11 protein-coding genes and 1 pseudogene are annotated in these 12,497 nt (G+C 70.9%); 7 read left to right on the top strand and 5 right to left on the bottom strand.

Annotated features, from left to right (window positions below):
- Window positions 1-194 (top strand): annotated as a pseudogene (locus tag HKK72_RS29225) (ABC transporter family substrate-binding protein); the annotation flags it as partial.
- 4 nt (window positions 195-198) lie between these two features.
- On the opposite strand, the gene HKK72_RS29220 reads toward HKK72_RS29225, so the two are convergent.
- The gene (locus HKK72_RS29220; protein WP_187237657.1) at window positions 199-720 is read right to left on the bottom strand and encodes a hypothetical protein; all 522 of its coding nucleotides are present in this window, start codon (window positions 718-720) and stop codon (window positions 199-201) included.
- Window positions 721-878: 158 nt separating this feature from the next.
- Between HKK72_RS29220 and HKK72_RS29215 the strand changes: the two genes are divergently transcribed.
- The 4 genes from HKK72_RS29215 (at window position 879) to HKK72_RS29200 (ending at window position 3,290) form a co-directional block, all read left to right on the top strand.
- A complete protein-coding gene (locus HKK72_RS29215; RefSeq protein WP_187237656.1) occupies window positions 879-1,379 on the top strand; it encodes a methylated-DNA--[protein]-cysteine S-methyltransferase in 501 nt (166 codons plus the stop codon).
- A 48-nt stretch (window positions 1,380-1,427) separates the two neighbouring features.
- On the top strand, window positions 1,428-1,919 hold the full coding sequence (locus HKK72_RS29210; RefSeq protein ID WP_187237655.1) for an RNA polymerase sigma factor: 492 nt from the start codon (window positions 1,428-1,430) through the stop codon (window positions 1,917-1,919).
- Window positions 1,916-2,533 (top strand): methylated-DNA--[protein]-cysteine S-methyltransferase, encoded by a 618-nt coding sequence (locus HKK72_RS29205; RefSeq protein ID WP_187237654.1) that lies wholly within the window; start codon window positions 1,916-1,918, stop codon window positions 2,531-2,533. The genes HKK72_RS29210 and HKK72_RS29205 overlap by 4 nt, the downstream gene beginning before the upstream one ends.
- A 91-nt stretch (window positions 2,534-2,624) precedes the next feature.
- Entirely contained in the window at window positions 2,625-3,290 is a 666-nt protein-coding gene (locus HKK72_RS29200) for a 2OG-Fe(II) oxygenase (protein WP_187237653.1), read from the top strand.
- A gap of 115 nt (window positions 3,291-3,405) precedes the next feature.
- On the opposite strand, the gene HKK72_RS29195 is transcribed toward HKK72_RS29200, so the two are convergent.
- From HKK72_RS29195 to aceB, 4 genes are all read right to left on the bottom strand, one after another.
- Window positions 3,406-4,671, bottom strand: a complete 1,266-nt coding sequence (locus HKK72_RS29195; protein ID WP_222721277.1) for a (Fe-S)-binding protein — start codon at window positions 4,669-4,671, stop codon at window positions 3,406-3,408.
- Window positions 4,672-4,751: 80 nt separating this feature from the next.
- Window positions 4,752-5,948, bottom strand: a complete 1,197-nt coding sequence (locus HKK72_RS29190; protein WP_187237651.1) for an FAD-binding oxidoreductase — start codon at window positions 5,946-5,948, stop codon at window positions 4,752-4,754.
- A gap of 38 nt (window positions 5,949-5,986) precedes the next feature.
- Window positions 5,987-7,438, bottom strand: a complete 1,452-nt coding sequence (locus HKK72_RS29185) for an FAD-linked oxidase C-terminal domain-containing protein (RefSeq protein WP_410050354.1) — start codon at window positions 7,436-7,438, stop codon at window positions 5,987-5,989.
- Between the two features lie 190 nt (window positions 7,439-7,628).
- Window positions 7,629-9,233 carry a malate synthase A gene (gene aceB, locus HKK72_RS29180; protein WP_187237649.1) on the bottom strand — a complete coding sequence of 535 codons (1,605 nt, stop codon included), beginning with the start codon at window positions 9,231-9,233 and terminating at the stop codon, window positions 7,629-7,631.
- 242 nt (window positions 9,234-9,475) lie between these two features.
- On the opposite strand from aceB, the gene hflX reads away from it, so the two are divergent.
- Window positions 9,476-10,885 carry a GTPase HflX gene (gene hflX, locus HKK72_RS29175; RefSeq protein WP_187237648.1) on the top strand — a complete coding sequence of 470 codons (1,410 nt, stop codon included), beginning with the start codon at window positions 9,476-9,478 and terminating at the stop codon, window positions 10,883-10,885.
- Window positions 10,886-11,347: 462 nt separating this feature from the next.
- Window positions 11,348-12,497, top strand: a 1,150-nt coding sequence (gene hutI / locus HKK72_RS29170; protein ID WP_187237647.1) for an imidazolonepropionase, incomplete at its 3' end; no start/stop codon positions are given.

The following is a 12,497-nucleotide window of genomic DNA, read 5'->3' as shown; positions in this document are numbered from 1 at the left end:
AACTCGATCCGGTGAAGGCGCGGGCGCTCACCAACGCGGCCGACGCGCTGATCTGGCGGGCGGCGGGCGTGCTCCCGCTGTACCAGCGGCCGCAGTTCGTCGCCGTACGCTCCTCGCTCGCCAACGTCGGAGCGCGCGGCTTCTACGACCTCGCCTACGAGGACATCGGCTTTTATGCCGGCGGCGGGCGCTGACCTCTCAGGACGGCCCGCCGCCCGGCGCGGGTACCGGATCGGTGGTATCGAAGTAGACGTGGTCGGACTCGGGGTCGAGATGGAAGGCCCCGTAGTAGGCGTCGCGCGTGATCTCACTGTCGAAGGCCGCGCTCCCCACCCAACCGGCGCCGGGAGGCATGAAGCCGGTCAGCGGATCCGGCACGCGGCTCGGCACCCGCGCACGGAAGTCCGCCCGCCGCGCCGAGACGATGGCGGCGGCTCTCCCCGCCCGGAGCCGGGCGATCCCCACGACACGCACATCGGTGGGGCCGGGAACCGACAGGCGCGAATCGACCCCCAGCGGATGACCCAGCCAGTGGGCGTCCAAGAGACGACCGAGCGCGGTGAACCGTCTTTCCAGGGGCGCGGTGTCCCGCCGTACGTCGCCAGGACCCGGGCTCGCCTTGGGCGTCGGAGCCGCCCGCACCGGCTCCACGGGCCGACATGCCCCCAAGGCGACCACCACGCCGAGCCCGAGCAATCCCCGGCGCCCCACGTCCGTCATCTCGGCCTCCCGCGACCCGGCTCGTTCATGTGCGAAGGAGTGTAGCCATACGGACACTTGAGACCTGGCGATGCGATCTCACGTTTCCGGGCCACCGGTCGTCTTCAGGGTGGAGCGGGCCGCACCGGCGGTCCCATGGTCTCGGAAGGCGAAGCGACATGGCCAGAACCCATACCGTCATCGCGTCACCGATCGGCGGCTTGACCGCGGTCGCCGAGGACGGCGTGCTGTGCGGGATGTACTTCGAACGGCACCGCCGCGGCCCCGGGCCGGAGGAGCTGGGCGCCTACGACGAGTCGGGCTTCGATGAGGTCCGCCGTCAGCTGGGCGAGTACTTCGCCGATGAGCGGACCCGCTTCGAGCTTGCCCTGGCGCCCCGAGGTGATGAGTTCCAGCAGCAGGTGTGGCGGTTGCTGACGGAGATCCCCTTCGGTGAGACGCGCTCGTACGGGGATCTCGCGCGGCGACTGGGGAACGTGTCCCTGGCGCAGGCGGTCGGCGCCGCGAACGCGCGTAATCCGATATCGGTGATCGTGCCGTGCCACCGGGTGGTGGCCGCGGACGGCGGCCTCACCGGCTATGCCGGAGGCCTCGACCGCAAGCGGTTCCTGTTGGATCTGGAGGAGCCGGCCGCGCGAAGGGAGGCGAGGCTGTTTTGACCGGCGGTCTCACGTTCTCGGAGAGCCGGGCGTCTACGAGGTGTGACCATGCGACTGTTCCAGCAGATCGTGACCGACCACGGTCCCATGGTGCTGCGCGTGTGCCGGGCCGTCCTCGGACCTCAGGACGCCGAGGACGCCTGGTCCGAGACCTTCCTCTCGGCGATGCGGGCGTACCCGGACCTGCCGTCCGGCTCGAACGTCGAGGCGTGGCTCGTGACGATCGCCCACCGCAAGGCCATCGACGTCACCCGGGCCGCCGCCCGCCGGCCCACTCCGGTGGACGAACTGCCTGAGCCTCCCAGCCGAACCGGTCGGCCGGAGGACTGGGACGGCGACCTGTGGAGCGCGCTCAAGGCACTGCCCGCCCGGCAGCGCCAGGCGGTGGCCTACCACTATCTCGCCGGGCTGCCGTACAAGGAGATCGCCGCTCTGTGCGGCGGGAGTACGGACGCGGCGCGCAGGGCGGCCGCGGACGGAATCAAGACCCTGCGAAAGACCTATCCCGGACCCATCGATCAGAGGGGAGTGGCTCGATGACCGCATCCGACTCACAGACCGGACGCCTGTTCGCGGCACTTCCCGAGCAGGACGCGCCCGCGATGGCCCGGCTGCACGACCGGCTCGTCGACCGGGTGCAGCGCGAGGGGATCCTCGACGTCGCCTACCGCACGCTCGATACGCCGGTCGGCAGCCTCCTGCTGGCGGGCACGGGCGTGGGCCTGGTCAAGGTGGCCTACGCCGTCCAGGACCACGACGCCGTGCTACAGCAGCTCGCCGACCGCGTCAGCCCCCGCATCCTGAACGCACCGCGCCGCCTGGACGAGGTGAGCCGGCAGATCGAGGAGTACCTCACCGGTCGGCGGACCCGTTTCGACCTGCCGCTGGACTGGCGGCTGTCGAAGGGCTTCCGGCGCGAGGTGCTGATGCACCTGCGTGACATCGGCTACGGCCGCACCGAGAGCTACGCCCAGGTCGCCGCCGCCGCCGGAAGCCCTCGGGCGGTCCGCGCGGTGGGCACCGCCTGCGCCACCAACCCGCTGCCCGTCGTCGTGCCCTGCCACCGGGTCGTGCGCTCCGACGGCGGCATGGGCGGCTACGCGGGCGGGGTCGAGGCCAAGCACATCCTGTTGACCATGGAGGCGGAGGTATGACCACCACCCGTACGACCGCGAAGAGCAAGACCGTTGCCGAGCCCCCGCGGACGCGTTCGCCCGCCGGGTCGCCTCGGCCGACTGGGATTCGGTGGCCGATGAGGTGGACGAGCACGGGTGCGCCCTGCTGCCGCCGCTACTGACGCCCGAGGAGTGCGCGCTGCTGGCCGGCATGTACGGCGACACCGGTCGTTTCCGCTCCACGGTGGACATGCGGCGCCACCGGTTCGGCAGTGGCGAGTACCGCTACTTCGACCGCCCCTTTCCCGAGCCCGTCCAACGGCTGCGCGAGGAGCTGTACCCGCGGCTGCTGCCCATCGCGCGGGACTGGTACGCCAAGCTCGGCCGCGAGGCGGAGTGGCCGGACACCCTCGACGAGTGGCTCGCGATCTGTCACGAGGCCGGCCAGGAGCGGCCCTCGCCGATCCTGCTGCGCTACGGAACAGGCGACTGGAACGCCCTGCACCGGGACCTCTTCGGCGACAAGGTGTTCCCTCTCCAGGTCGTGATCAACCTGAACGTCCCGGGCGAGGATCACACGGGCGGTGAGTTCCTGCTGGTCGAACAGCGCCCCAGGGCCCAGTCGCGCGGGACGGCCGTCCTCATCCCGCAGGGACACGGCCTGATCTTCACCACCCGCGACCGGCCCGTCCCGTCCAAGCGCGGCTGGTCGGCGTCCCCCGTGCGGCACGGGGTGTCCACGATCCGTTCGGGAAACAGGTACACCCTCGGGCTCGTCTTCCACGACGCCTCCTGAGGCGGCCGCCCGGACACGGCACGGCATGGAGTGGGTCGATTCGGGTGCCTCCGACCACCCCGACCTTTGATCCGTGTCGACCGTGCTGACCCATGGGCGCGCACCGAGGACGAGCTCACCGGCCGGCGAGGAAGGCGTCCCGGCCGACGCCGCGCAGGGAGGCGTCGAGCACTTCGGCGGTGTGGGCGACCGCGATCTGCTCGCCGCGTGCGCTCATCGCCGTCGTGATCTGCAGCGTGCAGCCGGGGTTGGCGGCCACCAGCAGCTCCGCCTCGGTGGCGGTGACGTTGGCCGCCTTGCGGTCGCCGAGTTCACGTGCCGCCTCCGGCTGCATGAGGTTGTAGGTGCCGGCCGAGCCGCAGCACACGTCGGCCTCCATGACCTCCTTGACGGTCAGCCCGGGGATGCCGCGCAGCAGGGCGCGCGGCTGGGCGCGGATGCCCTGGGCGTGCGCCAGGTGACAGGCGTCGTGGTAGGCCACCGTGACGAGCAGCGGATGCCGTACGGCACGCGGCCCGAGCTCTTCGAGGTATTCGGCGAGGTCGCGGGTCTTGGCGCTGACGGCGGCCGCCCGGCCCGCCCATTCCGGATCGCCGGCCAGCAGCTTCTCGTACTCCTTCATCGCCGAGCCGCACCCGGCCGCGTTGACCACGATGGCGTCGACGTGCTCGAACTCCTCGATCGCCCGGCGCGCGAAGGCCTGGGCCTCCTCCTCCCGGCCCGAGTGCAGGGACAGGGCGCCGCAGCACCCCTGAGCCTTCGGGACCAGGACCTCGCAGCCCTCCAGTGCCAGGACGCGCGCGGTGGCCTCGTTGACCCCGGGGAAGAACTCACGCTGCACGCAGCCGGTGAGCATGCCCACCGTGGCCCTGCGCTCACCGTGCGCGGAAATCCGCTCGGGCAGCCGCTTCGCCTTCCCCAGCGGCGGCGCGAGGCGCTCCATCGCCGCGAGTGTGGGCGAGATCCGTTCGAGCAGCCCGCTGCGCCGGACCAGCCGGTCGATTCCGGTGCGCTGGTAGGCGCGCAGCGGGCCGCGTAGCATCCTGAGCCGCCGGGGGTACGGGAAGAGCGCGAAGACGGCCTCGCGCAGCGCGCGCTCGCGCCTTGTCCGGGGATGCTCCTGCTCCACCTCCGCCCGGGTCGCCTCGATCAGGCGGTCGTACTGAACGCCGGACGGGCACGCGGTCACGCAGGCCATGCAGCCGAGGCAGCGGTCGAAGTGCTCGACCATCGCCCCGCTGAGCGGCTCGCCCTCCGCGTGCTGCTTCATCAGGTGGATCCGGCCGCGCGGCGAGTCCATCTCCTCGCCCCACAGCACGTACGTCGGGCAGCTCGGCAGGCAGAAGCCGCAGTGCACGCAGTCGTTGATGAGCCCGAGCATGTCCGTGCCAGGTGGCGCGTCGCTCTCCGTGCGGCCCTGCCCAGCCTCGAGCGGGTCGTCCGACCGGTTCGGCGTGTTCATCAGATGCCTCCCGCGAAGCGGCCAGGGGACAGGCGGTGCTCGGGATCGAACTGGTCCTTCACCCGGTGCATGAGCGCGAGCGCGGGGACCGGCCCCCACATGTCGAGCCGCTCGCGCACCTCGGGCGGAGCGGTGAGGACGACGGCGTGCCCCAGCGCGCGGGCGGCGTCGACGACCTCGGCGACCCGCTGGGCGCCGGCCTCGGCCGGCAGGGCGAGCTGCCAGACCCCGTTGCCCGCCGATCCCCGTGCCTGCGCACCGGCTGCCGCCTTCAGGACCTGGGACAGATCGGTGGGCTTGGCCCGCAGCTCGATGAGGCTCTGCCCGTCCAGGGCCCGCCCCCACCACGAGGGCGCGGTCTCGCCGACCTCGGCGTCCGTGCCGAGCAGCGCGGCGGCCGTGTCGGTGCGGGCGGTGACGCCGGCCGGCGCTCCCTCCACCAGTACGCCGACCGTGATCGGGCCGTCGGCGGGCGCGTCCACTTCGATGGCGCTGGGCACGATCGCCGAGTGCAGCAGAGCCTGTACGGCCTCGTCGGCGGCGACGGCGCCGGCCATCGGCGCGGTGACGAACGCCCGACCCCGGGGCAGCGGGTGCAGCCGGAAGGCCGCCTCGACGATCAGGCCGAGCGTGCCGTACGAGCCGGTCACGAGCTTGCCCAGGTCGTATCCGGCGACGTTCTTGACGACCTTGCCGCCCGCCTTGGCGACCGCTCCGTCGGCCCGGATGATGGTGACGCCGATCAGCAGGTCGCGCGGGGTGCCGTAGCGCAGCCGGAGCGGCCCGGCCGCCGCGGTGGCGAGCGTGCCGCCGACGGTCGATCCCGCGAGGGGCAGGTCGAGGGCGAGCCGCTGACCGCTCGCCTCTAGCGTCTCGCCGAGCCGGTGGAGGGGCAGGCCCGCCTCGACCTTGACGACGAGATCGCCGGCGGCATGCTCGATGACGCGGTCGAGCCGGTGGGTGTCGACGAGCAGATCGCACTGCCGGGGCGGCGCCCCCCAGTCCAGCCGGGTGCCGGCGCCGCGCGCCACCACGGCGAGACCGTGCTCGGCGGCGATCCGCATCAGCGCACTGGCCTCGGCCACCGTCGCCGGGGCCGCCACGTGTGCGGGTGCGACGCCCTGTACGGCGTCGTCGGCACCACCGGGGCGTACATCGGCGCAGACCTCGCCGAGTGCCTTGGAGGGCGTCGTCATCCTCACCTCTCTACCGGATTCGTCTTCTCTGCTGGGCATCAGAACTGCTCCGCCTGGCCCGAGGCGACGAGCGGGTGGACGCCCTTGCGCACGCCGGGCACCTCGCCGCACAGCCGCGGCGTAGGGAAGACCTTGCCGGGGTTGCAGAGCCCGGCGGGATCGAAGGCGCACCGCACCATCTGCATGGTGTCGAGATCGACGTCGGTGAACATCCGGGTCATGTGACGCGACTTGTCGACGCCGACGCCGTGCTCGCCGGTGATGGAGCCGCCGTGCTCGATGCACAGGTCGAGGATCTGCCCGGAGACCGCCTCGGCGCGTTCGCCCGCTCCGGGCTCGCCGTCGTCGAAGAGCACCAGGGGATGCAGGTTGCCGTCGCCGGCGTGGAAGACGTTGGCCACCCTCACGCCGCTGCCCCGGGAGAGCTCGTCGATCCGCGCCAGCACCTGCGGCAGCGCGGTGCGCGGGATCACGCCGTCCTGGACGATGTAGGCCGGGCTGATCCGGCCGACGGCGGCGAAGGCGGACTTGCGGCCGGTCCAGATGAGGGCCCGCGCGGTGTCGTCGGCCGCGATGCGGATCTCGAAGGAGCCCGCCTCGCGGCACAGCCGCTCGACCTCCTCGAACTGCTCCTCGACCTCGGCGGCGGGACCGTCCAGTTCGACGATGAGCACCGCGCCCGCGCCCGGCGGGTAGCCGCACTGGACGGAGGCCTCGGCCGCCTCGATGGACAGCGCGTCCATCATCTCTATCGCCGCGGGCACCACGCCGGCGCCGATGATGGCCGACACCGCCGCACCGCCCGCCTCCATCGAGTCGAACGCGGCGAGGAGCGTCTGCACCGTTTCGGGCAGCCGGGTCAGCCGCACAGTGATCTTGGTGGTGATGCCCAGCGTGCCCTCGGCGCCGATGAAGGTGCCGAGCAGGTCGTAGCCCGGCCCGTCGTCCAGGGTCACGATCTCGCCGTCGGGGGTGACGACCTCGCAGGCGAGGACATGGTGGGCGGTGAAGCCGTACTTCAGGCAGTGCGCCCCGCCGGAGTTCTCGGCGACGTTCCCGCCGATGGAGCAGATCTGCTGGCTCGACGGGTCGGGGGCGTAGTAGTACCCGTGCGGGCGCACCGCCCTGCTGACGTCGAGGTTGATCACGCCCGGTTCGACGACGGCCCGCTCGTTGGCGATGTCGATCTCGAGGATCCTGCGCATCCGCGAGGTCACGATGAGCACCCCGTCAGTGCGCGGCAGCGCCCCGCCGGACAGCCCGGTGCCCGAACCTCTGGCGACGTAGGGCACGCCGGCGGCGGCGCACTCCCGGACGATCGCGGCCACCTGCCCGGCATCGCCGGGCAGCACGACGATGCCCGGAGTCGCCCGATGGTAGGTCAGCCCGTCGCACTCGTAGGTACGGAGCCGCACGGGGTCGGTGATGACCCCTTCGGCCCCGAGCAGCTCGGTGAATCGTGCCGCCATCGCCGCAACGTCCATCGCCATCACTCCTTCAGCACACGCCTTGTCCCGCGATCACGCAATGGTCACGTACCCGGAAAGTCGCCGATTCCGTGAAAGCCGGATCAGCGGAGATACGGCAGGACCACGCCGGCCGGCCGTGGCCGTACCGGACGACGCGGTCCCGCGGCGGCCGTCTCCGCGAGCGGAGCGGCCTGATCAAGGGGCGGTGGTCTCAGGGCATGCGCTCGTAGGCGGGGACGGTCAGGAAGTCGGCGTAGTCGTCGGCCAGGGCGACCTCCTTGAACAGCGACACCGCCTCGGCGAACCGCCGCTCGTCGAAGGCGTCCCCCTGGGCCTCGCGGATCCTGCCGAGCTCCTCGTCGATGATCTGCTCGACCAGCTTCTCGGTGACCTGTGCGCCGTCGGCCAGGACGACGTCGTTGTGGATCCACTGCCAGATCTGCGAGCGGGAGATCTCCGCCGTGGCGGCGTCCTCCATGAGGTTGTGGATCCCGACCGCGCCGTTGCCGCCCAGCCACGAGGCGATGTACTGCAGGCCCACGTCGACGTTGTTGCGCAGCCCGGCCTCAGTGATCTCACCGGGCGTCTGGTCGACGGCGAGCAGGTCGGCGGCCGAGACCTGGACCTCCTCGCGGAGCCGGTCGCGCTGGTTCGGCTTGTCGCCGAGCACGCCGTCGAAGATCTCGCGGCAGATCGGCACCAGGTCCGGGTGGGCCACCCACGACCCGTCGAAGCCGTCGCCGGACTCGCGGGTCTTGTCGCCCCGCACCTTCTCGAAGGCGACCCGGTTGACCTCCTCGTCGCGGCGCGACGGGATGAACGCGGCCATGCCGCCGATCGCGTGGGCCCCGCGCTTGTGGCAGGTGCGCACGAGCAGCTCGGTGTAGGCGCGCATGAACGGGGCCGTCATGGTGATCGCGTTGCGCTCCGGCAGCAGGAAGTCCGCGCCGCGGGACCGGAACTTCTTGATCACTGAGAACAGGTAGTCCCAGCGGCCGGCGTTGAGGCCCGCGGAGTGATCGCGCAGCTCGTAGAGGATCTCCTCCATCTCGAACGCGGCGGGGATGGTCTCGATCAGCACCGTCGCGCGGATCGTGCCGCGGGGGATCTCCAGTTCGTCCTGGGCCAGATCGAAGACGTCGTTCCAGAGCCGCGCCTCGAGGTGGCTCTCGATCTTCGGCAGGTAGAAGTACGGGCCCTTGCCCTTCTCCAGCTGCCGGCGGGCGCAGTGGAAGAAGTAGAGGCCGAAGTCGAACAGCGAGCCCGACATGCGCTCGCCGTCCACGATGACGTGCTTCTCGTCCAGGTGCCAGCCTCGGGGGCGCACCACGATCGTCGCGAGCTCGTCGTCGGGCTTCAGCGCGTAGCTCTTGCCCTCGGGGGAGGTGAAGTCGATGGTGCGGTCGAGGGCGTCGCGGAGGCTGAGCTGCCCTCCGACCATGTTCTCCCAGAGCGGGGTGTTGGCGTCCTCGAAGTCGGCGAGCCACACCTTCGCGCCCGAGTTCAGCGCGTTGATCGTCATCTTGCGGTCGGTCGGCCCGGTGATCTCGACCCGCCGGTCCTCCAGCCCGGGCGCGGGCTCGGCGACCCGCCAGCCGGGCTCGCTGCGGACGCCCGCGGTCTCGGGAAGGAAGTCGAGGGTGCCGCCGGCGGCGAGCCGGCTCTCGCGCACACCGCGCTGGGCCAGGAGTTCCGTGCGGCGAGCGCCGAACTCCCGCTGGAGGGAGGCGAGGAAGCTCAGCGCCTCAGGGGTGAGGACCTCGTCGTAGCGATCGTGAAGGGGAGCGTTGATCTCCACGCCTTCGGCTCCGGCCATCAGCCTTCCCTTTCGTCTAGTGAAAACAAACTTCTGTTACGCGGAATATTAGTCCGGTATGCGGAGGGGGGTCAAAGGAGGTCACCGCGATGCCACGCGCGGGTCCCGTTCTGGCCGGTCATACCCACGGTGGGCGTCGCGCAGGGTGAGCGGGGGCACAAAAGCAGGTGAACGCGCAGGCCACGCGTGAGACGATCGAGGGAAGACCTCGCCGCGCCACGGCGTTCCATCTCTGAGGACATATGACTGCTGCTTACTCCGAAGACCACGAAGACCAGGCCATCAACGGTGACCTGGAGCTCGCCGAGCGCCAGGCGCTGCGGCGGGTCGCCGGACTGTCGACAGAGCTGCGCGACGTCACCGAGGTCGAATACCGGGCACTGCGGCTCGAGCGCGTCGTGCTCATCGGCGTCTGGACCGAGGGCGACGTACGCCAGGCCGAGAACTCGCTCCGCGAGCTCGCGCTGCTGGCCGAGACGGCCGGTTCGCAGGTGCTCGAGGGCCTGATGCAGCGCCGTTCGACGCCCGATCCCGCGACCTACGTCGGGTCCGGGAAGGCGGCCGAGCTCAGCGACATCGTCATCGCGACCGGCGCCGACACCGTGATCTGCGACGGAGAGCTCGCGCCCGGCCAGCTGCGCCAGCTGGAAGAGATCGTCAAGGTCAAGGTCATCGACCGCACCGCGCTGATCCTCGACATCTTCGCGCAGCACGCCCGCAGCCGTGAGGGCAAGGCCCAGGTCGAGCTCGCCCAGCTCAACTATCTGCTGCCCCGCCTGCGAGGCTGGGGTGGCAACCTCTCCCGGCAGGTCGGCGGACGTGCGGCGGGCGGCGTCGGCATCGGCGGCCGCGGCCCCGGTGAGACCAAGATCGAACTTGACCGGCGGCGGATCCGCACCCGGATGGCCAAGCTGCGCAGGCAGCTCTCCGGGATGGCCACGGCGCGCGACACCAAGCGGGCCGAGCGGCGCAGGCGCAAGGTGCCGTCGGTGGCCATCGCCGGCTACACCAACGCGGGTAAATCCTCGCTGCTCAACCGGCTGACCGGCGCGGGCGTGCTGGTGGAGGACGCGCTGTTCGCAACCCTGGATCCGACGGTACGGCGGGCGAGCACGCCGAGCGGCCGCGCCTTCACGCTGACCGACACGGTCGGTTTCGTACGGCATCTGCCGCACCAGCTCGTAGAGGCGTTCAGGTCCACCCTCGAGGAGGTCGGGGACGCGGATCTCATCCTCCATGTCGTGGACGGCTCCGAGGTCGACCCCGAGGCGCAGATCGACGCCGTCCGAGAGGTGCTCAGGGAGATCGGCGCCGACACGGTGCCCGAGCTCGTGGTCATCAACAAAGTGGATGCCGCGGACCCGCTCGCCGTGGTCCGGCTGCAACGCAGGGAGTCGCGCAGCGTCGTGGTGTCGGCCCGCAGCGGCGCCGGTATCGAGGACCTTCTCGTGGCCATCGAGCAGCGCCTGCCCGGTCTCGAGCACCTGGTGCAGGTGCTGGTGCCCTATGACCGCGGTGACGTGGTCGCACGGGTGCACGAGCAGGGCGAGGTGTTCGCGCAGGAGCACACCGCCGACGGAACGGCGCTGCACGCCAGGGTGCCGGTGAGCCTGGCCGCCGAACTCGAGCGGTACACCACGACGACCGCCTGACGCGGCATTTTCGGAAAGCTGAGTGGCGCGTCACTGAATGTCTGAATCAGCGGAAAACGCAGGTCGCTGAACGGTTACACATTGCGAATTCCTCTTGACGGGCCGGTGTAACTCCGTACGGTCTGATGTCCTAGAGCGGGGTGATGACGGCGGTGGCCAGGGACTGGGTTTTCTCTATGGGTTTGCCAGCTTTGAGATCTTTGTCCGGTTGTGTTGAAGGAACTTTCTCGAGTGGGGTGGCGTTTGGCGGCCAGAGGTTGAACGTCGGGCCTCTCGTGCACTACCGTGACGAAACCGATATCTCCGGGCTCGTTGCTCCCGGTGGTCAGTCGACCATCAACAACCCCCCGACGGTTCGCCGGCACCCAGTCGGCGATTTCGATCGAGAGCAGGTGACCCTCTGCATGATGTCCGGAATCCCTGTCCTTCCGCCGAACGCCACAGTCGGCCGGTGAAGCGACCATGACCGTACGGCTGTTGACGAACATCGGAAGGCTCTGGACGGGCACCGATGTCTGCAGCAACGCCGCCATCCTCATCCACGACGACCGCATCGTCTGGGCCGGGCCGGCGTCCGACCTGCCGCAGAGCGTTCCCGGCGTCATCGATGACATCGTCGACGTGGATCACGTGGAGAACCTCGGCGGAGGTCTGGTCACGCCAGGGCTCATCGACGCGCACTCCCATCCCGTCTACGCGGGCAATCGCTGGGCCGAGCTGGCGATGCGCACCAGCGGGTCGACGCACTCGGAGATCGCCGCAGCCGGCGGAGGCGTGAACTCCACCGTCACGGTGACCCGTGGGACCGATCCGTGGACGCTGTGCAACAACGTCAGGGAACGCCTGCGCCAGTGGATCGTCGGCGGAACGACGACGGTCGAGGCCAAGACCGGCTACCACCTCACCCGCGACGGCGAGCTCGCCGACATCCGGCTGCTGCGCTCCCTCGAGAGCGAGCCGGCGATGCCGCGGATCCACGCGACCTTCCTCGCCGCGCACGTGCTGCCGCCCGAGTTCTTCGGCCGCCGCCGCGACTACGTCGAGGCCGTTCGCCTTTGGGCCGGTGACGCCGCCGCGGCGGGTGCCGACAGCATGGACGTCTACTGCGACGAGGGCCACTTCACCGCTGACGAGGCACGAGCACTGCTGCTGACCGGCAAGCAGGCTGGGCTCAAGGCGCGCATCCACGCCTGTGCCCAGGACCGGGTGGGCGCGGCGCAGGTCGCCGCGGAGGTCGGTTGCTCCTCCGCCGACCTGCTCACCGAGGCCAGCGAAGAGGACATCAAGGCTCTCGCGCACGCCGGCGTCACCGCGACGGTCTGCCCCGGCAGCGCGCTGCGCACCCGGCGCACCCCGCCGGTCCGGGCCATGCTCGACCGGGGCGTGACCCTCGCCCTCGGCACCGACCACAACCCGGGCCAGTGCGGCATCACCTCGATGCCGCTGGTCATCGGGCTGTCGGTGGCCATGTTCGGCTTGAGCGTCACCGAGGCGCTGCGGGCCGCGACGCTCGGCGGCGCGGCGGCACTGCGGGTCGGCGATCGTGGGGCGCTCGCGCCCGGGATGCTGGCCGACATCGTGCTGTGGGACGCCGACCACGAGGGCGCCTTCG

It is taken from the genome of Actinomadura sp. HBU206391 (assembly GCF_014323665.1).
Classification (GTDB): domain Bacteria; phylum Actinomycetota; class Actinomycetes; order Streptosporangiales; family Streptosporangiaceae; genus Actinomadura_C.
This window is presented reverse-complemented; position numbering and strand designations above follow the sequence as displayed.